This window comes from Enterococcus sp. DIV0240d (genome assembly GCF_051711245.1).
Lineage (GTDB): Bacteria > Bacillota > Bacilli > Lactobacillales > Enterococcaceae > Enterococcus_D > Enterococcus_D casseliflavus.
The window spans coordinates 3344155-3365173 of the sequence record NZ_JBIOMG010000001.1 but is presented as its reverse complement, the minus strand read 5'-3'; the positions used below and the strand labels follow the sequence as shown (position 1 = coordinate 3365173).

General features: G+C 44.5%; 21 protein-coding genes. 15 read left to right on the top strand and 6 right to left on the bottom strand.

Going from position 1 to position 21019, the window contains the following annotated elements; genetic code table 11:
• The first annotated feature begins 65 nt into the window (after window positions 1-65).
• The 8 genes from IGJ25_RS16175 (at window position 66) to IGJ25_RS16140 (ending at window position 8359) form a co-directional block, all read left to right on the top strand.
• Window positions 66-932, top strand: a complete 867-nt coding sequence (locus IGJ25_RS16175) for a GRP family sugar transporter (RefSeq protein ID WP_015510464.1) — start codon at window positions 66-68, stop codon at window positions 930-932.
• A 23-nt stretch (window positions 933-955) separates the two neighbouring features.
• On the top strand, window positions 956-2341 hold the full coding sequence (locus IGJ25_RS16170; RefSeq protein ID WP_213354811.1) for an APC family permease: 1386 nt from the start codon (window positions 956-958) through the stop codon (window positions 2339-2341).
• Window positions 2342-2616: 275 nt separating this feature from the next.
• A complete protein-coding gene (locus tag IGJ25_RS16165; RefSeq protein WP_438779448.1) occupies window positions 2617-4080 on the top strand; it encodes an ABC transporter permease in 1464 nt (487 codons plus the stop codon).
• A gap of 12 nt (window positions 4081-4092) precedes the next feature.
• Entirely contained in the window at window positions 4093-4767 is a 675-nt protein-coding gene (locus tag IGJ25_RS16160) for an ABC transporter ATP-binding protein (protein WP_225001273.1), read from the top strand.
• A complete protein-coding gene (locus tag IGJ25_RS16155; protein WP_005227808.1) occupies window positions 4760-6073 on the top strand; it encodes a PASTA domain-containing protein in 1314 nt (437 codons plus the stop codon). Before IGJ25_RS16160 ends, IGJ25_RS16155 begins: the two co-directional genes overlap by 8 nt.
• A 41-nt stretch (window positions 6074-6114) precedes the next feature.
• Window positions 6115-6273, top strand: a complete 159-nt coding sequence (locus IGJ25_RS16150; RefSeq protein WP_005233508.1) for a hypothetical protein — start codon at window positions 6115-6117, stop codon at window positions 6271-6273.
• 74 nt (window positions 6274-6347) lie between these two features.
• Window positions 6348-7034: a response regulator transcription factor gene (locus IGJ25_RS16145; protein WP_015510460.1), complete on the top strand. Its 687-nt coding sequence runs from the start codon at window positions 6348-6350 to the stop codon at window positions 7032-7034.
• On the top strand, window positions 7028-8359 hold the full coding sequence (locus IGJ25_RS16140) for a sensor histidine kinase (protein WP_225001274.1): 1332 nt from the start codon (window positions 7028-7030) through the stop codon (window positions 8357-8359). Before IGJ25_RS16145 ends, IGJ25_RS16140 begins: the two co-directional genes overlap by 7 nt.
• An 84-nt stretch (window positions 8360-8443) precedes the next feature.
• Here the strand turns inward: IGJ25_RS16140 and IGJ25_RS16135 are convergent, their stop codons facing one another.
• Together IGJ25_RS16135 and IGJ25_RS16130 are read right to left on the bottom strand one after the other, a co-directional pair.
• Window positions 8444-9637 (bottom strand): toxic anion resistance protein, encoded by a 1194-nt coding sequence (locus IGJ25_RS16135; protein ID WP_005227814.1) that lies wholly within the window; start codon window positions 9635-9637, stop codon window positions 8444-8446.
• Between the two features lie 98 nt (window positions 9638-9735).
• Entirely contained in the window at window positions 9736-10377 is a 642-nt protein-coding gene (locus IGJ25_RS16130; RefSeq protein ID WP_010749055.1) for a 5-bromo-4-chloroindolyl phosphate hydrolysis family protein, read from the bottom strand.
• 218 nt (window positions 10378-10595) lie between these two features.
• Between IGJ25_RS16130 and IGJ25_RS16125 the strand changes: the two genes are divergently transcribed.
• Window positions 10596-11174 (top strand): NUDIX hydrolase, encoded by a 579-nt coding sequence (locus IGJ25_RS16125; RefSeq protein ID WP_005227818.1) that lies wholly within the window; start codon window positions 10596-10598, stop codon window positions 11172-11174.
• Window positions 11167-11463, top strand: coding sequence for a cell wall synthase accessory phosphoprotein MacP (gene macP, locus IGJ25_RS16120; RefSeq protein WP_005227820.1), 297 nt, complete (start codon window positions 11167-11169; stop codon window positions 11461-11463). Before IGJ25_RS16125 ends, macP begins: the two co-directional genes overlap by 8 nt.
• 57 nt (window positions 11464-11520) lie before the next feature.
• On the opposite strand, the gene IGJ25_RS16115 is transcribed toward macP, so the two are convergent.
• Complete coding sequence (locus tag IGJ25_RS16115; RefSeq protein ID WP_225001276.1) at window positions 11521-12123, bottom strand: class I SAM-dependent methyltransferase; 603 nt, start codon at window positions 12121-12123, stop codon at window positions 11521-11523.
• 151 nt (window positions 12124-12274) lie between these two features.
• On the opposite strand from IGJ25_RS16115, the gene IGJ25_RS16110 reads away from it, so the two are divergent.
• The 3 genes from IGJ25_RS16110 to IGJ25_RS16100 are packed head-to-tail and all read left to right on the top strand — an operon-like array spanning window position 12275 to window position 13877.
• Window positions 12275-12970: a 5'-methylthioadenosine/adenosylhomocysteine nucleosidase gene (locus IGJ25_RS16110; RefSeq protein ID WP_005227823.1), complete on the top strand. Its 696-nt coding sequence runs from the start codon at window positions 12275-12277 to the stop codon at window positions 12968-12970.
• Between the two features lie 43 nt (window positions 12971-13013).
• Window positions 13014-13577 carry a cysteine hydrolase family protein gene (locus tag IGJ25_RS16105; protein ID WP_074934050.1) on the top strand — a complete coding sequence of 188 codons (564 nt, stop codon included), beginning with the start codon at window positions 13014-13016 and terminating at the stop codon, window positions 13575-13577.
• On the top strand, window positions 13578-13877 hold the full coding sequence (locus IGJ25_RS16100; protein WP_225001278.1) for a hypothetical protein: 300 nt from the start codon (window positions 13578-13580) through the stop codon (window positions 13875-13877).
• A gap of 50 nt (window positions 13878-13927) precedes the next feature.
• Here the strand turns inward: IGJ25_RS16100 and IGJ25_RS16095 are convergent, their stop codons facing one another.
• Window positions 13928-15820: a M13 family metallopeptidase gene (locus tag IGJ25_RS16095; protein WP_438779436.1), complete on the bottom strand. Its 1893-nt coding sequence runs from the start codon at window positions 15818-15820 to the stop codon at window positions 13928-13930.
• Between the two features lie 140 nt (window positions 15821-15960).
• Here IGJ25_RS16095 and IGJ25_RS16090 point away from each other — a divergent pair, with 140 nt between their 5' ends.
• Window positions 15961-16500, top strand: coding sequence for a C39 family peptidase (locus tag IGJ25_RS16090; protein WP_005233534.1), 540 nt, complete (start codon window positions 15961-15963; stop codon window positions 16498-16500).
• 71 nt (window positions 16501-16571) lie between these two features.
• Entirely contained in the window at window positions 16572-17537 is a 966-nt protein-coding gene (locus IGJ25_RS16085; protein ID WP_010749060.1) for a ribose-phosphate diphosphokinase, read from the top strand.
• Window positions 17538-17615: 78 nt separating this feature from the next.
• Here the strand turns inward: IGJ25_RS16085 and IGJ25_RS16080 are convergent, their stop codons facing one another.
• Together IGJ25_RS16080 and IGJ25_RS16075 are read right to left on the bottom strand one after the other, a co-directional pair.
• Window positions 17616-18635 carry a LacI family DNA-binding transcriptional regulator gene (locus IGJ25_RS16080; RefSeq protein ID WP_005227844.1) on the bottom strand — a complete coding sequence of 340 codons (1020 nt, stop codon included), beginning with the start codon at window positions 18633-18635 and terminating at the stop codon, window positions 17616-17618.
• 107 nt (window positions 18636-18742) lie between these two features.
• Window positions 18743-21007 carry a glycoside hydrolase family 65 protein gene (locus IGJ25_RS16075; RefSeq protein WP_225001280.1) on the bottom strand — a complete coding sequence of 755 codons (2265 nt, stop codon included), beginning with the start codon at window positions 21005-21007 and terminating at the stop codon, window positions 18743-18745.
• Window positions 21008-21019: the final 12 nt, after the last annotated feature.

The window sequence follows — 21019 nt, the reverse complement described above, 5'->3', positions numbered from 1 at the left end:
CCCTAGAACGTTTTCACTGATACACTAAAGCCTGTGTTTAAAATTGAATGGTAAGGATGAATGAAATGGAGATACTCGTTGCATTAGTACCAATGTTTGCGTGGGGCAGCATTGGTTTAGTAAGTGCCAAACTTGGCGGGGATGCGAACCAGCAAACGCTAGGAATGACGATTGGTGCCTTTTTCTTTTCGCTGGTCGTATTTTTTGTGACGATGCCAGTGATTGATGGAAAGGTGATTTTGATCGGTCTTTTGTCTGGTCTTTTTTGGTCCGTCGGTCAAAACGGTCAATTCCATGGTATGAAATATTTAGGTGTGTCTGTTGGACTGCCGCTTTCAACCGGCATGCAGCTGATTTTAAATACAGTCGCAGGTGCATTGTTTTTTGCAGAATGGACACAGACCCGCGATTATGCACTAGGTGTTAGCGCATTGATCTTGTTGGTGATCGGGGCGTATCTGACCGCTCGTCAAGATGGCGAAAGTCCGGTAGAAGCTGGCAGCAAGATGCTTGATTTTCCTAAAGGATTTCGGGCATTGATCTCATCAACGATCGGTTACGGCGCCTATACGATTTTGATTACTTGGGCAGGATTGGACCCCTTGGCGATCATTTTGCCACAAAGTGTCGGGATGCTGATCGGTGCCAGCCTATTTGCTTTAAGGAAGACGAAGGTCGACCGTTTTGTAGGGAAAAATACTTTGTCAGGGTTGTTATGGGGCATCGGAAATGTCTGCATGCTGATCACGGTTCAGCAAGTCGGACTCGCGGTGGGCTTCTCATTGTCGCAGATGGGGATCATCATTTCAACGCTAGGCGGGATTTTTATTCTCGGCGAAAAGAAAACCAAGAAAGAACTGCGTTATGTGGTGATTGGTTGTCTGCTGGTGATTATCGGTGGTGTTTTGCTGGGGTATATGAAAGCAACATAAACTTATATTTTTGAGGAGGAGTCATGGATTTATTTCGAAAAAAAGTCATACAACGGGAAAGTGTGACGAATTTAAAAAAAGAGTTGAAGTTAAAAGATTTGATTATGTTGGGGATCGGCGCCATTATCGGCACAGGTATCTTTGTTGTTACAGGGACTGCTTCTGCTGAGTATGCCGGACCGGCATTGATTCTTTCCTTTGTTGTAGCTGGTATCGTTGTTGTGTTATCAGGGCTTTCTTTTGCGGAATTTGCTTCTCGGATCCCTGTTTTAGGGGGCGCCTATTCGTATCTGTATGTCGTTTTTGGTGAATTTACCGCGTGGCTGGCAGGCTGGTTTTTGATTTGCGAGTTCTTATTGGCCGTTTCTTCGGTGGCATCTGGCTGGTCAGGCTATGTGCAAGGCTTCTTGGCCAGTGCGGATATCCATTTACCAACCGCTTTGACGGGCGGTTATGATCCAAGCAAGGGGACCTACATTGATCTGATTGCTGGTTTAGTCATTATTTTTGTAACCTTATGGGTCAGCCAAGAAGCGAAAAAAGCGTTGCGTTTGAATAATGCCATGGTATGGGTGAAATTCGGCGTGATCCTCTTGTTTATCGTCTTTGGTGCCTTTTTCGTGGAACCAGACAACTGGCAGCCCTTTATGCCCTTTGGTTTTTCAGGCGTCTTTAATGGTGCAGCGTTAGTCTTCTTTGCTTTTCTTGGCTTTGATGCCGTCGCAATGGCGGCGGAAGAAGTTGAAGATGCAAAGAAAAATGTCCCTCGGGGGATCATTGGGTCCATTGCTATCGCAACAGTCCTTTATATCATTGTCACACTGATCATGACGGGAATCGTGCCGTTTGCTGAATTAGGAGTCAATGATCCGGTGGCTTTTGCGATGCGTTATGTCGGTCATGGAGTGGTCGGATCAATCATTTCCGTAGGGGCGATCTTGACCTTATTAACAGTGACGATCGCTATGATGTACTCTTTGGCGCGTCTGTTATATGCCATCAGTAAAGATGGGTTATTGCCAAAAGCCATGCAAGCCATCGATCCTAAGCATAAAACACCAAAGAAAGCGACCTACATCGCTGGTGTTTTTGCTTTCTTCTTTGCGGCAGCTTTCCCGTTGAATATCTTGGCAGAATTGACCAACATTGCGGCATTGTCTTATATGATCTTAATGTCCTTAGGGATCATCAAGCTGCGGAAGATGATGGGGCCACCTGCTAAAGGTGAATTTAAAGTACCCCTGGTACCGTTATTGCCTTTGTTGTCCGTTGCCAGCTGTCTCTTCTTGATGACCCGTCTAAAAACGGCGACCTGGATCGTTTTTGGGATCTCTTTAGTGATCGGAATCGCAATCTATTTTGTATATGGCTATCGTAACAGCGAATTAAATGAGAAAATCGACGAATAAGATAGCGAAAAGACAAAGATCCAGATGTGGTCTTTGTCTTTTTTTGTGTTAACTATAGCAAAGCCTCCCAAAGAAATCTTTTGGGAGGTATGTTCTTTTGTCATTCACATTCCGATGATTGCTTGAGTCGATCATTGAAACAACAGTCTTTTTTATCAAAAGTTCCCTACGATTCTGCTTTTTTTGAAAAAATTTGCAAATGACAGATTCACTAAAGGTTCATCCAGTATGCTTTTGTTAGAGAAAAAAAGAGAGGATGTTGGCAAGTGAATTATATGAAACGAGCATGGCTGAGTGTGACGAGAAAGCGAGGGAAATCTGCGATATTGTTTGCTGTGATTCTGATATTAGGAAATGTGATCGCTGGCGCAATTGCGGTCAATCAATCGACTCAAAATGTCGAAAAGCAGATCAAAAACCAATTAGGCTCACTGGCAACGATTGAGATCGATTATGAAGCGTTGATGGCAAATAGTGATAGCGGCGCAAGAATGGAGGAGATTCAGCCGCTGTCAGAGGAGCTGATCAAGCAGATCGGTGAACGCTCCGAGGTCAAGCAGTACGATTATTTACGAGAAACAGTGATTGCTGTTGAAAACTTCAAACCCTATAGTTTCAGCCCACAAGAGGAAGATGAGAATGTCATGATCGTTGGGGGCATGCCTTCTGCGGTCTATTTAACAGGAACCAATCTCCTACAGCCGTTAGATTTTGAAGAGGATACGGTGAATTTAACGCAAGGTCGCTTCTTTAACGAAGAGGAGCAGCGTACGGGAAAACGTGTCGGTTTGATTTCTGAAGAGCTTGCTCAGGAAAACGGCTTGACCGTGGGAGACACTATGGTCTTAGATGGACAGTTTGTCGATTATTCGTCAGGGATGGACCCTGAGAAGCAAAAAGGCAATGATTACCCAATCGAAATCGTCGGGATCTTTAAAAATACCAGCTTAGAACAAGCGAACGATCAAGGACAAGATGGCATGGTCAGCTCATTTGCATTTGATGATCGGCCCTTCAATCGTATCTATATGCCCAATGATGCTGTGAAAACGATTGTTGAAGAGGAACGTGCGGGCCAACAAGCGGCGTTTCCAGCGACAGATTTCGGTTCTGATGAGGAGTTCTTCACTCCACAATTCATTTTGAATCAACCAGAAGATGCAGAGCAATTCAAACAAGAGGTGACACCGCTCTTGCCAAATGGCTATAAGGTCAATGCCTCTACGGATGAGTACGATCGTGTGGGAACCAGCATGAATCGCTTATCACAAATTTCTTCATATGTCGTAGTGATTGCGGTGATTGCTTCCTTGATTATTATCTCCTTGATCATTGTGTTGTTTACCCGAGATTGGAAATATGAGTTAGGCATCTACCTTTCGTTAGGGGAACGACGGAAATACGTGTTTGCACAAATCGTGCTCGAACTCCTGTTGATTGGTGTCAGTGCAATGCTGATCTCCTTGGTCACAGGGAATATGCTGGGCAAGATGGTTTCTGAATCTTTGTTATCCAGCAGTATGCTAGAGGCAAACCAAGCAGGGATGGAGCAATTCTTTGTGGGCGTTGCGGGCGTACCGAAAATCGATCAAGCAACGATCAACGAAGCGTTTCGCGTTCAATACACCTTGCCTTATATCATTGCCTTTTTAGCGACCGGGATCGTGACGATCTTGCTTTCGGCAGTGGTGCCGCTATTATATATTCTGCGTTTGAATCCGAAAAAAATCATGCTGTAAGGAGCGAAGAACATGGCAATTTTAGAGACCAAAGAGATGACGTATTACTACCAAGATGGTGAGAATCGTCGGAAGATTTTAGATAAAACCAATATCTCCTTTGAAAAAGGTAAATTTTACACGATTTTAGGGAAATCAGGCTCTGGAAAGACCACCTTTCTTTCCTTGATCAGCGCATTGGATCAACCAACCGATGGGGAAGTATTTTTTGAAGGAAAAAATATCAAAACGATCGGCTATGAAGAGTATCGCCGCAACAAGATCAGTTTGATTTTTCAAAGTTACAACTTGATCCCATATTTGACGGCATTAGAAAATGTCCTTGTTTCGATGGCGATCTCAGACAACAAACTCCCCGATCAACACGATCAAATTGCGTATCGCTTGTTGGATTATATCGGAATCACTTCCACGAAAGCTGATCGTTTCGTCAATCAGCTCTCCGGTGGGGAACAACAGCGGATCGCCATCGCTCGTGCCTTAGCGACCAATGTTGATATCATTTTAGCCGATGAGCCGACGGGAAATTTGGATGAAGGCATGGAGCAAGAAATCGTGGATATTTTTAAAGATTTAGCTACTTTACACAACAAGTGCATCATCGTAGTGACGCATTCGACTGAAATTGCCAAGCAGTCGGATCAGACCTTTTATTTGAAAAACGGCGAGTTGACGGCCTATGAGTGATTTTTTATCGAAGTTTGAAGAAGAACCGAAAGAGCCAGACAAGGAATCAGCTACAGCTAAAGCACCTTCTTCTCGTGCTTCCCGCAAAGAAAAAGGTTCAGCTTCTTTAGAAGAGGGGATCGAACACGATCCCTCCTTCAAAAAGAAACGGCGGAAAAAACGACTGCTGGGGCTTGGTGCATTACTCGGACTACTTCTACTCAGCGGCTTTTTATTTTTCCAATTGGCGTACGTCCGACTGGATAACTTTGTGGACAAAGAGATCTCAGAAGTCAGGGAATGGGCGGCGGAACATGATCTTGCGATCGATGTGACGCCTGCCTATGATGAAGCCCCAGCCAATCAAGTGATCGCCCAAGAAGAAGCCGCCAGAAGTCGAGTCAGAAAAAGAAGCACCCTGCATCTAACGGTGAGCCAAGGCCCAGATCCAGAAGAGAAATTGGCATTGCCAGACTTTATGGAAATGACGAGGGACGAGGCAGCAGAGTGGATCGAAAAAAATCAAGCCAGCAATTTGACGATCGTCGATGAATACCACGATGAGATCGAGGAAAAAGCACCGATTCGAGTAGAATTTACCAATAAAGAAGTCTCGCAAGAAAACTATCATCGTCGAGATGTCGGACGAGTCTTTTATTCCAAAGGCGAAGAAACCTTTGAAAAAGATATTGAAGTACCAGACTTTCGTGATAAAACCCGTGCAGAGGTAGAAACATGGGGGAAAGCCCATGAGCTGGAGCTTGAAATCAAAGAACAGGCTTCGGATACTGTGGAAGAAGGCAAAGTCATTGAACAAAGCGTGGCACCAAAAGAAAAAATCGCGAAACGGGATGCGTTTCAAGTAACGATTTCTCTAGGGAAAGGGGTCACCGTACCAGACTTTTCAACGATTTTACCAGATGATGCCCAGGCCGCTGTTGAGGGTGTCACTGTGCGGATGCGGATGCAGTTTACTCAGAGTCTGCCTTACGGACAATTGATCTCGCAAAGTGAGACCGCCGGGACCGTTTTAACCAGCAAAGATGACCAAGGCATTGAAGTCGTCTATTCAGCAGGTCAACCGTATATCAAAGATTACCGTCGAAGCGAGCTCCTTGAAGGGGATCTGCAAAAACTTTTCTTTGATGAATTCCGTTCAAAAGGGGCGAACATCAGCTATCAAGTCCGTTATGTCAATTCAGCAGAACCCTACGGGACAATCGTGGGGATGAGCAAGTTCAATCAGTTTTTACCGTTAGAAGATACGATCACCTTCGATATCAGCTTAGGCAATCAGACAGCCCCAGCGGCTACTGATCCAGAATAGCCGAGCGGATTTATCGATGACCTGCAAAAAGGAGGAAACCCATGCGTCATCAAGAGAATTTTCAAGACCTTAGGAAAAAGCTGTTTGTCTTTTTGTTAAGCGGTATGGTAGCATTGTTGCTACACATGTGGATTCATCAATCCAGCGAACACGTGCGGATCGTTTCAACAGAACGGTTTATTGGAGAACAATTGGAATGATCCTACAGGAATGATTGTGCTTACCGAAAAGTGATTGAAAAAAGAAATGATGAGTGTAAAAGGGGGACTGACCGATGCGGATCTTATTCGTAGAAGATGAGCCATCGATCGCAGAAGCGGTTGCCAGCTTATTGAAAAAACAGCATTATTCCGTTGATTTGGCGTATGATGGCGAGACTGGGTTGGACTACGCAGCAAGTGGGGTGTATGACCTTCTCGTTTTGGATATCATGCTGCCAAAAATCGATGGGATCACATTACTAAAGACGTTACGCAAGCAAAATATTCGCACGCCGATCATTATGTTGACGGCCAAAAGCGAAGTCGATGACAAAGTACTCGGCTTGGATGCAGGGGCAGATGATTACTTGACGAAACCCTTTCAAATGAAAGAGCTGCTGGCACGGATTCGTTCATTAAGTAGAAGAAAAGACTTGGATTATCAAGAAGACCAGTTAGCATTTGGCAACGTGGTCTTGGCGCGTAATGAGCTGCAGTTGGCTACGACGACCAATCAAGTGGTGCTGTCACCCAAAGAAATGAAACTGATGGAGCTATTTTTATCCAGACCTAAAGTGATTTTATCAAAAGAAACCATCATCAATAAGATTTGGGGCTTTGATCCCGATGTGGAAGAAAACCGCGTTGAGATCTATGTGTCGTTGCTGCGGAAAAAACTGACGCTGCTTGAAGCGGATATCGGCATTCGCACGATCCGCAATGCGGGGTATATTTTGCAGAGCAAGGAGCCGCCATGTTAAAAAAATTACGGAATAAAATGCTGTGGTTTAATATGGCGTTGATCTCAATCATTGTCTTAGGTGCCTTTACCTTTATCTATATTTTGAATGCCACCCAAATTGAAAACGAGATCCAATCATTGATTTCGCAAGAAGCCAACACCTTAGCTGCGGTACCATTGGATGAGGAGGAGGCCCGGCAATCACTGACAGACCCAGAGTATCCAATGATATTGACCATCACGAATAGTACCAGTGAGTTCAGAGAGATCGCTCTAGTCGACGTGGATCAAATGGATGTCGTGATTCAAAGTATTGATGAGGGTGTCGATGAGAGTGATCTTTATGAAGCCTTGGTCGATGCCGCAACGAAACAAGAGGAGATTCCCAATGAAGTGAAGGTAAATGACCGAGACTGGCGGTATGCGCTCTTTTTGGTGACTTCCATTAGTCATTATTCGATCAATCATGATTCGACGGGGGAATATTCCACCAGCATCAATAATTACGAGCCATTTCATCAAGTGCTGTTCTTTGATGTCACCGACTACAAAACTAGTCTAAGCAACTTAAGAACCACGCTTTTGCTCATCGGGGTCTTAGCCTTAGTCAGTATTTATATCGCTAGCTTTTATGTCGCCAATCGGGCATTGCGACCAGTTGAGCTAGCTTGGCGCAAACAAAAAGAGTTTGTTTCTAACGCTTCCCATGAGTTGAAAACACCACTGGCGATCATTCAAGTCAATGCTGAGGTATTAGCTGGCAGTCCAGAAGAAACCTTGGAAAGCCAAATGAAATGGCTGGAAAACATCCAGTTAGGTTCCGAACGGATGGATGAGCTAGTAAATAGCTTATTGATGCTGACCAAATTCGAAAGTGCCGAGCAAGAAGTCGTGCGTTCGGTGATTGATGCCAGTCAAGTCGTGCAAAGTGTTTATCAAAGCATGGAGGCCATTGCACTGGAAAAAGGGATCCACTATCAGGAACAGATCGCTAAACAGGTGCGCCTTGAAAGCAATGAGCAAGCCTTACGGCAATTGACCATGATTTTGGTAGACAATGCCTTGAAATATACACCTACTGGAGAAACCGTCACAGTGGCACTCGTTGAACGCCAACGAAAAACGGTGCTGCAAGTGTCCAACAGTGGTTGTCCGATCCCAGAAGAAAAAATTCCCTATGTCTTTGATCGCTTCTACCGCGGGGATCCTTCTCGCAACCATCAAGACGGTGGCTATGGGTTAGGTTTAGCCATCGCCAAAGCCATCACAGAAATGCTGCAGGCACAAATCAGTTTGACGGTGGATCAAGACGGCGTCAATCACTTTGAAGTTTCATTTCATTGAGATTGGATCGCTGCTTTCACTTAAATAAAATTTTTCAAAAAAAGAGGACTCCGTGAATGGAAGTCCTCTTTTGATAGGTGAAATTTACTTGTTGCTGGTTAAATCCAATAAGCGGTCTTTCAAGTCTTCTTCTAGATGACCCAATTCCACTTCGGCAGCACGACGCTTTTCTTTTCCTTCTTTTTGGATCCGTAATGTTTCTTGGATCGTTTCCACAAGGTCGTTTTGTGTTTTTTGCAAGGTTTCGATATCGACGATGCCGCGCTCGTTTTCTTTCGCTGTTTCAATAGCAGAAACTTTCAACATTTCTGAGTTTTTCTTCAATAGATCATTGGTGGTCTCAGAAACTTGGCGTTGTGCCGTAACTGCATCTTTTTGACGCAATAAAGTCAAGGCAATGACCACTTGGTTTTTCCATAGTGGGATCGCTGTATTGACAGAAGCTTGGATTTTTTCTGCTAACGCTTGGTTCGTGTTTTGGATCAGGCGAATTTGCGGTGCCTGTTGGATCGTGATTTGACGTGCCAAGCGCAAGTCATGAGTCCGTTTGTCTAAACGATCAAGAAATTGCGTGTAATCGTTGGCGATCTGTACGTCCATTTGATCATTCGTTTCTTCTGCTTTTTTCATGGCTTCAGGAATGATTTTGGTTTGCAATTCTTGCATCTTCAACTCGCCAGCGGCAATGTAGATGTTCAATGCATCAAAGTAATCTTTGTTCTTTTGATACAACTGTTCCAACATCATGTTGTCTTTTAGCAAACCGTCTTTTTCTTTATCCAATTTGACGGCGATCTTGTCGATTTGGGCACCGATTTTTTGGTATTTAGCGGTGATTTCAAAAATGGATTGTTTTACTTTACCAAACATTCGCTTGAATAAGTTGCCTTCCCCTGCACGCAGTTCGTCTGGATTGGCTTCTTGCAAGCGATACATCAACTCCGTTAATGAGTCGCCCACAGGGCCGATATCAGCTGCTTGGACATGGTTCAACATGGATTGGGAAAACTCTCCAAGTTTGGTTTGGGCAGCTGCACCATAGGTGATGACCGCTTGCTGGTCGGTCGCATCGATCTTGCTGGCTAATTCTTGGGCCTGTGCTTGACGCTCTGGCGGTAATTTATCAATCAAACGCGGTGCCGTTTGCTGTTCTTTCAGCTGACTGATTTCCGCTTGTTGAGTGGTGGTCAAAGTGTCGACAGGGGTTGAAAATGGGTTGTTCAATAAATCGTCAAGCGTATCCGTTACGGGTTTTACTTGATTTGGTGTTTCACTCATAATAACTCCTCCTAATAATTGTCTGCTTTCGAAAAAAATCTAGCCTGGGCTAGATTTTTTTTTTAGATTCTTTTCTTGTTGCCAATCAGAATCTATCCCTATTCATTATCTCGTTTTATGCTTTGTTTGGCAATGGATAACTCAACATCCATGTCATCAAGATCGTCTGCTACAAATTGGGAGTAGTCTTTGGCGATCAAGGAAGCCATTTGCTCGATGATTTGGGTGCTTTCCTCGATTTTATCATAGGTCTCACGACTTTTGATCTCATGGCTATTGATTTCAATGAACTTATCGGTCAAATCGACCATGTTGGGCAAGTGGGTATAAAGGAAATGACTTGCCAAAGGCAGTTTGGTCGGTTCTTTCACGAGTTCTTTGAAAAGAGCTTTTGAGGCACGCAAGGCATCGTGACGCAAGTCAATGGCTTTTAACTTGTTATTGCTAGTGATATTTTTTTGGTATTTATCGATTTGGTGTTTCGTCTGATTCATCGTTTCACGGAACAATTCGATCTCACGAGCAGTCATTCCGCTTTTCAAGTAATGGGCTTCTCGTTCTCTCGTTAAAGAAGGCAAAACTTGTGGATCGGCTGCTGGAACTTTACGCCCTCTAATACCGACGTAGACTAAAATCGCACCGACGATTAATAATAGGCTCGCAAATGAATCGCCTACTACGTTAAAAATAATACTGATGAGGACGATCGCACCAACGATCAGCCAGATGTTTTTTTTCATTTTTCCTCCTCCTAAAAATCTCTTGGACAAGTAGATTGGGTTATTCGACATCTTTATTTTAGCATGTTCACTAAAAGAAAAATATCAGACTTGGGGTGGATTTTCCGATTTTTAGTAAATTCATAAGCTTTCTTGCTATTTCTTAAGAAGATATTTTTTCTAAATTATGCTAAAGTGTTTGATAGATAAGACGTATGAGGAAAGTTAGGTGTCGATAGATGTTAGAATTTAAAGATTTTGAAGAAAAAACGATCCAACGGAATGAAATTTTCCATGGCAAGATCATTGATGTGGTCGTTGATGATGTCTCCTTGCCAAATGGCGGGACCAGTAAACGCGAACTAGTCTTTCATCCTGGTGGTGTTGCCGTGATCGCCTTGACAAGTGAGAACAAAATGCTGTTTGTTCGCCAATTCAGAAAACCGTTAGAGCGAGTGATTTTAGAGATACCAGCAGGAAAAATCGATCCAGGAGAAGGCGCTCGTCCAGATTTGACTGGCGCCCGGGAATTAGAAGAAGAGACCGGCTATCGTGCAAAAACGCTGGAGCACGTTTCTTCTATGTACCTTTCACCAGGCTTTGCTAATGAGCTCTTGCACGTCTATTATGCCAAAGAGCTGGAAAAAGTGACAAATCCCTTACCGCAAGACGAAGATGAAGTGCTGGAAGTCTATGAATTGACCTTAGAGCAAGCACAAGCCGCTATCGCTGATGGAACGATCTGTGATGCGAAGACCGTGTTTGCGATCCAATTTTGGGAGTTGCTGGAATTGAAACGGAGGAACGGACTTGCCTAAAGAACCATTGATCACCCGCAGTGAGCTTCGACGCAGACGCGAAGAAGAACAAGCGGCAGCTGAACGCAATCAGCAAATCGTAGAAAAGCAAAGCAAGAAAGAATGGAAACAAAAAGAAAAACAAATTGATAACCACTACCGAAAAGTGCGCAAGAAAAACAAAGAAATCACGAAGACCCGTGCCGGTGAGAACCAAAAATCTCGGGATCTGAACCGTTTTTTAATGAAAGCCATTGTGATCGTCACTTTATTGTTAGTCGTCGTCGGTTTGGCGATCTTTTTGTTGTGATTCTTCTAGTACTAAGAAAAAGCCGCCCCTGCATCTTCTGCAAGTGCGGCTTTTTTGTTATTCGGTCGGCTTTTTCAAAATAGCTAAAAACATGGCAGCTGGCTGATTCATGAACAAATGATCCGCTTCATGAAAAACGGTAAAGGAAGTGGCAGTAAACCCAGTCGTCTCTGCCAGTTGAGTCAATGCGGCAGGGTCAAACCCATTATGAATGAGCGGGTGAGACACGGCGGGATTTTTGAGAAAATCCACTAGATAAAAGGTTCCTCCTGGCTGTAGCAAGGCGTATAGTTTTTCCATCATAGCGGCTGTGTCAGGAATATGCAGCAAGACGAGGGATAGCAGCACCGCGTCTGCTTTTGCTTGTAAGGATTCTTGCAGCAGATCGTGGACAGTTGCAGAAGCATTGGCCAGCTGCAGTTGGTTGATTTTTTTTTCAGAAACCTCGATCATGTTAGGGGCAGTATCCCAGATGGCTAAGTGCTGGACATAAGCTGCTAAGGGCAGACTTACTAGGCCGGTACCGCCGCCGATATCGATCAGAGTTTGGTGCTGGTTGTCTTTAAAATAAGGTTCAAGGGTTTGGGTGACTAATTGTGCTAACGCGATCCGTTCAGGGGTATCGTATTTTGCTGCCATGGCGTTGAAAATTTCAGACATAAGTGCCTCCTTTTATAATGACAAAAAACTGTTCGTTTCGTCAAAACTAGTTTATCATGAAAGGAGAAAAACACGTCAGTAGATACGTGGGAATTTCTGTTGTTTTTCATTTTAAAGGGTGAAAAATAAACGAGAAGCAGGAGGCAAACACATGAAAATTGGTATTATTGGTGCAATGGAGGAAGAAATCAAGGCGTTGCGGGAACAGTTGATTTCACCGCTTTCTTGGGAACGCGGCGGCGCACTATTTATTTCAGGAAGTATCGGCAATCATGAAGTGATCGTCGTTCGTTCAGGTATCGGCAAAGTTCTGGCATCGATCACCACTAGTTTATTGATCCAACAATATGGGGTCAATATGGTGATCAATACTGGATCAGCTGGTGGGATCGGTGCCGGCTTACAAGTAGGGGATTTAGTGATTTCAGATAAAGTGGCCTATTTTGATGTCGATGTGACGGGCTTTGGTTATGAATATGGCCAGCTGCCTGGCGGGATGCCTTTGTATTATGAAGCCAGCCGCTATTTGATCAGTGAGATGACGAAAGCCGCAGAAGCGACTCATCATACCGTGAAAAAGGGACTGATCGTTACCGGTGACAGCTTCATTCATGACCCGCAAAAAGTACAGGAGATTTTAGGCCATTTTCCAGATGCCTTGGCTTGTGAGATGGAAGGCGCCGCGATCGCACAGACCGCGCAGCAATTCAATATTCCTTTCTTGATCGTGCGCGCGATCAGCGATACCGCCGACCACGCAGCAACCGTCTCTTTTGATGAGTTTATCTTAGAAGCTGGCAAGCGTTCCGCTGAAATGGTCTTGGCATTCGTTGAAACATTAAAGTAACTTAAAAAACAGGAGAGCCGATCCGTAAGAGGAGGAAGGAAGCATGAGAGCATTACTATCCATTGATTATACGTTTGATTTTGTTGCAGATGAGGGACGATTGACCACGGGTGCTGCTGGGCAAGCGATTGAAGCTGCCTTAGTGGCTCGGACGCAAGCCTTTATCGAAGCCGGTGAGTATGTCGTTTTTGCCATTGATCGTCATGAGGAAACAGACAACTATCATCCTGAAAACCGCTTGTTCCCACCCCACAATCTTGCGGGCAGTGCGGGGCGACATCTTTACGGCCGTTTAGCCCCGCTTTATGAAAACTATCAGGAAGCGCCAAATGTCTATTGGATCGACAAGCGTCATTACTCCGCCTTTAGCGGTACCGACTTGGACATCCGACTGCGGGAAAGAGGGATTACGGAATTGTACCTGACCGGCGTTTGTACCGACATCTGTGTCTTGCATACAGCAGTGGATGCCTATAATTTAGGCTACCAACTGGTGATCGATGCAGATACTGTTGCCAGCTTTGACGCGGTCGGACATGAATGGGCACTACGCCATTTTGAAAATACCCTGGGCGCGAAAATCATTTCTGCGAAGGAGGAAGCATAAATGGGATGGATGGATCAATTAAAAGCAAATTTCAGTTTCAGTGAACTGACTAGCCTTTATCAAGCGTATCAAAAAGGGGATCTTGATGTGAAGGCGTTGTTGAACAATGACTTCTTACAAAAGTATACGGATTTTCAGAACTTGGATGAGTTTATGGCTAAATTAGGCATCCAGAATGAAAATCAAATCTTCGACCTTCTAAAAGACCGCCCCAATCGACAAAAAGCCGATCAAGTCGTCAATGAGCATTCCCAATTTGATTCTGTGATCAGTATGATGAAAAAAGCTTTACAGAAATAAACAATTGGCGAAGAAAAAGAGCAAGCAGATTTTTCTGCTTGCTCTTTTGTTTACCAGATCTGCACACGATCTTCTGGTGCACGATACATAGGGTCACCAGGTTTGATATCAAAGGTTGTATAGAATTCATCGATATTTTGGACTTGGATATTGGCACGTAGTTTCGCTGGTCCGTGGACATCGATCGATAGTAAGAGCTGTTGGTATTGTTCTTTGGCTTTTGTACGCCAGATCTTCGCCCAATTGGTGAAGAAGTCTGCTAAAGAAACATCGCTTTCTTTTTGCGCTGCTTCTAGCGCACAGCTTAGTCCGCCTGCATCGGCGATGTTTTCAGAAACAGTCAACGTTCCATTTACGGTACCGCCGGCAAAGGGCAGGCCATCAAACTCGTCGATCATCGCTTGAGCTAAGCGTTCAAAGTGTGCCAAATCTTCTTCTGTCCACCAATTGTTTAAATTACCATATTCATCAAATTTTGCCCCGTTGTTGTCAAAGGCGTGGGAGATCTCATGAGCAATGACCGCGCCGATCCCCCCATAATTTGCGCTGGTGGATTGTTCCAAACTATAAAAAGGTGCTTGTAAGATTGCCGCTGGGAAAACGATCACGTTTTTAAATGGGTGATAGTAGGCATTCACGGTAGCGGCGGACATTTCCCATTCCTCGCGATCCACGGGCTGCTGCCATTTTTTGAAGGCATCTTCTCGGAACAAACGATTGAAATGCAGGGTATTTGCCAGCAGACTTTTCTCTTCATCGGTATGCAATTGGTCATAAATGGCAGGAACTTGATCAGGGTACCCGACATGGATGCCTAAACGATTCAATTTGATGATCGCTTTTTGGCGAGTTTCTTCACTTAACCACGTGTTGTTGCGCAAACGATCTTGGTAGACAGCAATCATTGTTTCCACCATGTGTTTGACGTCTTTTTTCGCCGTTTCCCCAAAGTACTTGCGTCCATAATAATCACCGATCACTTGACTAAAATGACCCATCGTTAAGTAATAAGCCGCTTTTTGTTGGGGAGGTGCTTCATCGATCCCTGATAAGTAGCGGCTGTAGGTTCCGCCTAACTGACGCAATTCTTCACTCAGATAGCTAGTATAGCGCAAGCTTTGGTTGACGATCATCCAGCCTTTCAAGAGTTCAAAATGGCTATCAGAAACAATAATGTCAAAGGCTTCAAAGTAAGCGGGTTCCGTTACGATCAGGTCTTCTGGTGTCCCTGGTAAAAGGGCCGTCAAGAGTTGTGTAAAATCGATCTTGCTGGCTTGCTTTGCAAATTCTTCCAAGGAGCGAGGATTGTAATTTTTGCTATAATCCGCACTTTCTTCCGCACTGCGGACGTGAGGGGCGATCAATTTATCAAAAGCGATCGCTTGCTCTACCAACGATTCCGCTTCTGCTTGGTCTTTTCCATAAGCAACTAAAACGTTGACGGCCATCTCAAAGTAGACTTGCAGCATTTCGCTTGCTTGGGGATTTTCTGTGTAATAAGTTTTATCCGGCAAAATAGTAGCAGGCGGATAGACCGACAAAGTATTCATTTGCGCGTTTTTCATGTCTGCATCGACATCTAGTTGGAAAGGCAAGGCAATGCCCTCTAAAACGAAACTAGCCAGTTGCTGATTCAATTCCTCGTAAGAAGGCAACGCTTCGATTTTTGCTAATAGTGCATATGCTTCAGTAGCGCCAGCTGCCTCTCGTTGGGCAAAATCGCTGGCTAAGCGGTAAAAAGCCACAGCATCCTTCATGCGGCCTTTTGGCGTAGCATGGGGATCGTGTGCCATATTTTCAAATTCTGCGATCATTAAGGAATCGATTCCGTCAACGAGATCTTGGAATCCACCCGTAGCGGGTTTATCTGCTGGAATAATAGCGGTCTCCAGCCACTCGCCATTTACATAGTCATAAAAATCATCTTTTAACAAGGTTGTCATGTCTTTCGCTCCTCTCGCTTTCTACTATTATGAAACAAAATCTGTAAGGACGCAAAGAAAAGTTTTCTAGACGAAAAAGGGTTTTGATCCAAGTAGGAGGAGAATCTAAGGTATAATAAGAAAAAAGGCAGGTGAACGAGATGGAACAAGTAGAGTGGAAAGGGATCGCCGAAGAGCGGTTTCGTCCGTATAAGCAGTGGGTCACTCCTTCAGGGTATTTATGCGGCACCTATGCGGCAGCCGTCTTTTTGGCCTACTATCAAGATTACATCGATGAAACGATCATCCCGAAAGCGTTTCGTAGAAAAAAACAGCGGGATCTGACAGTAGTGACGGAAATGCTGCGGGTGCTGATTCAGCCTCATGGGTTGCCGACGATCGCTTGGCAGGTCAGTCATGGATTGACTCGGTTTTTCGATCAATTCCAATTGCCTTACCGCGGACGTGCGACTGTTGTTGGCGGCTGGCATCGAGCGTGCAAACGAATCGATGAAGGCAAACCGGTGATCATCGGTATTTTGAAGCCTTTAGGAAGCACGTATGGCAATCATTGGGTCGTGGCTTACGCCTACGCTGAAACCGCCAGCGGAGAACGCTATTTTAAAGTTCATGACAACTGGGGCAACTACAAAAAAGTGATTCCCGCCAGTTGGGTAAACGGTACCGTCACACTTCCTTGAACGAGACGGTTAAAAAAACAGTCACTTTGTGCTAGAATAGAAGAAAACAACCACATTCATTGGAGGCAATCATGGGCGAAAGTTATAAAGATAGTTCGTTGAAAATTTTTAGTTTAAATGGAAATTTACCATTAGCAGAAAACATTGCGAAAGTTTTCGGTACAGAACTAGGGAAGTCAAAAGTGACACAGTTTAGTGATGGAGAGATTGCCATCAATATCGAAGAAAGTGTGCGGGGCGACCATATTTATATCATTCAATCGACGAATGAACCCGTCAATGATCACTATTTAGAGCTATTGATCATGATCGATGCGATGAAACGGGCTAGTGCGAAGACCATCAATGTCGTTTTGCCTTATTACGCATATGCACGGCAAGACCGAACCGCCAACCCGCATGAGCCGATCACTGCAAAATTGATTGCCAATATGCTGGTGGAAGCAGGGGCTTCTCGAATCTTGACGCTTGATTTGCATGCCGTCCAAGTTCAAGGATTTTTCGACATCCCAGTGGATAATCTCTTTACGATCCCATTGTTTGCCCATTACTATCGCGAACAAAAAATGACCGGTGACGACTATGTCGTAGTTTCACCAAAAAACAGCGGTGTCCAACGGACCCGTAGTTTGGCAGAATACTTAGATACAGCGATCGCGATCGTCGATCAAGATGAAGCCGATGGCGGCTATGTGATCGGTGATGTCGTTGGGAAAAAATGTATTTTGGTTGATGACATTTTAAATACCGGCCATACATTGGCAAAAGCGGCAGACTTGTTGAAGGAAGCTGGTGCCAGCGAAGTGTATGCTTGTGTCTCTCACGCCTTGCTTTCACCGCCTGCTAAAGAAATTTTGGATCAATCAGCGATTGAAAGTATTTGTGTCACCGATTCTTGCTGGACCAGCGAAGAACGCCATCCAGAAAAACTGCACTACATTTCTTGTGCCGAATTGATGGGGGAAGCCGTTCGCCGCATTCACGAAAATACACCAATGAGTCCATTGTTCCGCCTGGAAAGCAAAGAGTATAAATAAAAATATGAAAAGCACCCGCTATCCTTAGGGACAGCGGGTGCTTTTGCATGTAAGGGGAAGTGGATCAGACCCAGCGGATCAGTTCAACTGGTTGCGGTTTAAGACCGTTTCTCGTTTGATCAGCTTATGTGGTACAACCAGCTGTACGCCGTTTGAATCTTCGTGATTCAATTGCGCCATCAGCCGTTCGGTAGCGATTTTTCCTAAGGACAACACGTTGATATCGATACTAGTCAAATACGGATGGGTCAAAGTAGCAAAGATCGAATTGTTGAAACTGATGATGGATAAGTCGTCGGGGACTTTGTAGCCATACATCGTTGCTAATTGAATGATCCGCACAGCGAACAGATCATCGATCACGACGATGGCTGTTGCTTGGGATTCTTTGATCGTTTCTTCAAACGTGACGTAATCTTCCGCTTTTTCAAAGGTCAATGCTGGATAAAAGGGGAGATTTGCCAGCATCATGGCTTTTTGGTAGCCGAAGAAACGCTCGAAATACAGGTTTTCATGGGTCGTATTGGTAGCAAATAATATCTTCGTATGCCCTTGGGCGATCAGATGCTCAGTTGCTTGCTTGCCTAACAACTGGTTGTCATTATCGACAAAAACGATTTTGTCTTCATTGCTGTATGGTTGACCAATCAAGGTAAAAGGGACTTCTTTTTCGACCAGATAGTCGATGATGGGGTCTTTTTCATCGGAATAGACCAAGATAAAGCCATCTACTTGTTTTTGCAGGTGCATCCGTTCCACGTTTTTTAGTAATGTAGCAAAGTCACGGGCGGAGGCAACGGCAACCGTCATTTGATGATGGCGGGCCTCTTCATTGATGGCTTCGATCGTTTCTAAATAAAAGGGGTTTCCTAGTCGTTCTTTCGAATCAAGAGGCGGCAAGATCACGCCAATGGCACTGGATATCTGTTTGCCGAGATTTCGAGCCGCAAGATTGGGGACATAGCCCATTTCTGCCATTACTTTGCGCACTTTCTTCTTGGTATCTTCAGAAATGCTGGGATGATCGTTTACGACACGAGAAACCGTGGATGTAGCGACGCCAGCCTTTTTGGCGACATCTTTGACCGTAATGCTCACTGATTTCCCTCCTTTTTTAGCTTATAGTATCACAAAGTGTCGGCACAAGGGTAGAGCCAATCAAAAGAAAGAAGAAATGCAGACATTTCTTCTTTCAGAAGGCTTGTTTAGTTGATCGCTGTACTGATTTCGTCTTCTAAAACATAATCTTTGCCATACAACTTGATTGGCAATGCCTCACCGCTGATTTTCTTCAATGTCACCGTCGAGTCATTGACGGAAACAAAGAGCAGACGTCCACGATAGTTGATGTGGAAGGCGTAGCGGCTCCAAGTTTTAGGTAAGAATGGCGCAAACCCTAAGTGATCGTGATCAGTTTTCATTTGAGCAAAACCTTGAACGATCGCTAACCAGCTGCCGGTCATAGAAGTGATGTGCAAGCCATCATCGGTATCATTGTTGTAATTGTCCAAATCAAGACGAGCAGTCCGCTCATACATTTCCAACGCTTTTTCTTCCATGCCTAATTCCGCTGCTAAAATCGCATGGATACTTGGAGAAAGGGAAGATTCATGCACTGTCATCGGCTCATAGAAATCAAAGTTCCGTTGTTTTTCTTCTTTGCTGAATTGATCGCCGAAGAAGTAGATACCTTGCAAAACATCGGCTTGTTTGATAAAGCAAGAGCGCAAGATATGATCCCACGACCAATTTTGGTTCAACGGCAAATGTTTTGGATCAAGATCGGAAACGGGCATCAAGTCTTTGTCTAAGAAGGTATCATGCTGGACGAACACACCAAGCTCTTGGTCTTCTGGGAAGTACATATTGTCGATGATGTCTTGCCATTTGGCTTGTTCTTCGTCAGAGATCGTGACAGTCGCTTCGTCTTTGAAGGTTTCATAGCTGGCTAAGGTATAAGCTAAGACCCAAGTAGCCATTTTATTGGTGTACCAGTTGTTATTGATGTTGTTTTCGTATTCGTTTGGTCCTGTAACGCCATGGATCATGTATTTTTGCTGGCGTTTTGAATAGTGGACACGATCTGCCCAGAAACGTGAAATCGCGCTTAACACTTCTAATCCTTCTTTTTTCAGGTAACTTGTATCGCCAGTATAATTCGTATAGTTGTAGATGGCATAAGCGATGGCACCATTTCGGTGGATTTCTTCGAAAGTGATCTCCCACTCATTGTGGCATTCGATCCCAGTGAAGGTCACCATTGGGTAAAGGGCACCTGCTAAGCCTTGTTTTTGCGCATTGATATGGGCTTGCGGCAATTGGTTGTGACGGTATTTCAACAAGTTACGGGTCACTTCTGGTTTTGCTAATGCCAAATACAATGGAACTGCATAGGCTTCGGTATCCCAGTAAGTCGCACCGCCATATTTTTCACCAGTAAAGCCTTTCGGTCCAATGTTCAAGCGCTCGTCTTCGCCATAATAGGTTGAAAACAATTGGAACAGGTTGAAACGAATTCCTTGTTGCGCCGCAGCATCGCCTTCAATGATCACATCGGCTAAATCCCAGCGGGCTTTCCAAGCAGCGACTTGTTCTGCACGCAATGCATCGTAATCTGCTTTGTATAAAGTGCCTAATTCGGTGACTTTTGCTGGATGATCATGAGCGGGAACATCACGACTCGTAACGATCAAGACTTCTTTGATCAATGAGAAGGTGTCACCGGCTGTTCCAGAAAAGGCAAAGGTATCAGCAACGCAAAGCTCGCTTTTCACGGAATCGATCGGTGTTTGGCTATGACGCATAGCAGAAGTGACAGTAAAGCGTTCAATGTCAAAATTATTTTCTACGGTCCGAGTGGTCAAGTAATGGAAGGTTTCGGTTTGACCATGAGCCAATTCTTCCCAGAAACGTTCGTCGTAGTTGCTGTCTTCGTTATGGACATTATTATCTAGTTTAGAAACGACTTTGATCTCAGCGTCGCCTTCAATGATCTCAGCGTCCATCTTAATGAGGGCAAGTTCACGTTTTACGATGCTCAAGAAGCGTTCAAAAGAGAATTTTACGGTGGCGCCTGCCAAAGTGACAGTAAAGTTGCGGCGTAAAATCCCGGTTTCCATGTCTAGTTCTAAACGGAAATCACTTGGGCTGATTTTTGCTAAGTCGACTAATTGGTCATTGACAAATAGGTCCATTGCAATAAAGTTGACCGCGTTGATCACTTTGCCAAAATAGTCAGGGTAGCCGTTTTTCCACCAGCCGACACGGGTTTTGTCTGGGTACCAGACACCAGCGATATAAGTACCTAAGTGATGATCGCCGCTGTATTGTTCTTCAAAGTTGCCGCGCATTCCCATGTAGCCATTGCCGATACTTGTTAGCGACTCTTGCAGTCGACGATTTTCTTTATCTAAGGTAGATGTCGCGATTTTCCATGGATCGATCTCGAACAATCGTTGGATTTTTTTCATGAAAGTCCCTCC

What these genes read in the sequence shown, in the direction of transcription:
- IGJ25_RS16175 (WP_015510464.1), top strand. Translation starts at nt 66, where the DNA reads ATGGAGATACTCGTTGCATTAGTACCAATGTTTGCGTGGGGCAGCATT.
- IGJ25_RS16170 (WP_213354811.1), top strand. Translation starts at nt 956, where the DNA reads ATGGATTTATTTCGAAAAAAAGTCATACAACGGGAAAGTGTGACGAAT.
- IGJ25_RS16165 (WP_438779448.1), top strand. Translation starts at nt 2,617, where the DNA reads ATGAAACGAGCATGGCTGAGTGTGACGAGAAAGCGAGGGAAATCTGCG.
- IGJ25_RS16160 (WP_225001273.1), top strand. Translation starts at nt 4,093, where the DNA reads ATGGCAATTTTAGAGACCAAAGAGATGACGTATTACTACCAAGATGGT.
- IGJ25_RS16155 (WP_005227808.1), top strand. Translation starts at nt 4,760, where the DNA reads ATGAGTGATTTTTTATCGAAGTTTGAAGAAGAACCGAAAGAGCCAGAC.
- IGJ25_RS16150 (WP_005233508.1), top strand. Translation starts at nt 6,115, where the DNA reads ATGCGTCATCAAGAGAATTTTCAAGACCTTAGGAAAAAGCTGTTTGTC.
- IGJ25_RS16145 (WP_015510460.1), top strand. Translation starts at nt 6,348, where the DNA reads ATGCGGATCTTATTCGTAGAAGATGAGCCATCGATCGCAGAAGCGGTT.
- IGJ25_RS16140 (WP_225001274.1), top strand. Translation starts at nt 7,028, where the DNA reads ATGTTAAAAAAATTACGGAATAAAATGCTGTGGTTTAATATGGCGTTG.
- IGJ25_RS16135 (WP_005227814.1), bottom strand. Translation starts at nt 9,637, where the DNA reads ATGAGTGAAACACCAAATCAAGTAAAACCCGTAACGGATACGCTTGAC.
- IGJ25_RS16130 (WP_010749055.1), bottom strand. Translation starts at nt 10,377, where the DNA reads ATGAAAAAAAACATCTGGCTGATCGTTGGTGCGATCGTCCTCATCAGT.
- IGJ25_RS16125 (WP_005227818.1), top strand. Translation starts at nt 10,596, where the DNA reads ATGTTAGAATTTAAAGATTTTGAAGAAAAAACGATCCAACGGAATGAA.
- IGJ25_RS16115 (WP_225001276.1), bottom strand. Translation starts at nt 12,123, where the DNA reads ATGTCTGAAATTTTCAACGCCATGGCAGCAAAATACGATACCCCTGAA.
- IGJ25_RS16110 (WP_005227823.1), top strand. Translation starts at nt 12,275, where the DNA reads ATGAAAATTGGTATTATTGGTGCAATGGAGGAAGAAATCAAGGCGTTG.
- IGJ25_RS16105 (WP_074934050.1), top strand. Translation starts at nt 13,014, where the DNA reads ATGAGAGCATTACTATCCATTGATTATACGTTTGATTTTGTTGCAGAT.
- IGJ25_RS16100 (WP_225001278.1), top strand. Translation starts at nt 13,578, where the DNA reads ATGGGATGGATGGATCAATTAAAAGCAAATTTCAGTTTCAGTGAACTG.
- IGJ25_RS16095 (WP_438779436.1), bottom strand. Translation starts at nt 15,820, where the DNA reads ATGACAACCTTGTTAAAAGATGATTTTTATGACTATGTAAATGGCGAG.
- IGJ25_RS16090 (WP_005233534.1), top strand. Translation starts at nt 15,961, where the DNA reads ATGGAACAAGTAGAGTGGAAAGGGATCGCCGAAGAGCGGTTTCGTCCG.
- IGJ25_RS16085 (WP_010749060.1), top strand. Translation starts at nt 16,572, where the DNA reads ATGGGCGAAAGTTATAAAGATAGTTCGTTGAAAATTTTTAGTTTAAAT.
- IGJ25_RS16075 (WP_225001280.1), bottom strand. Translation starts at nt 21,007, where the DNA reads ATGAAAAAAATCCAACGATTGTTCGAGATCGATCCATGGAAAATCGCG.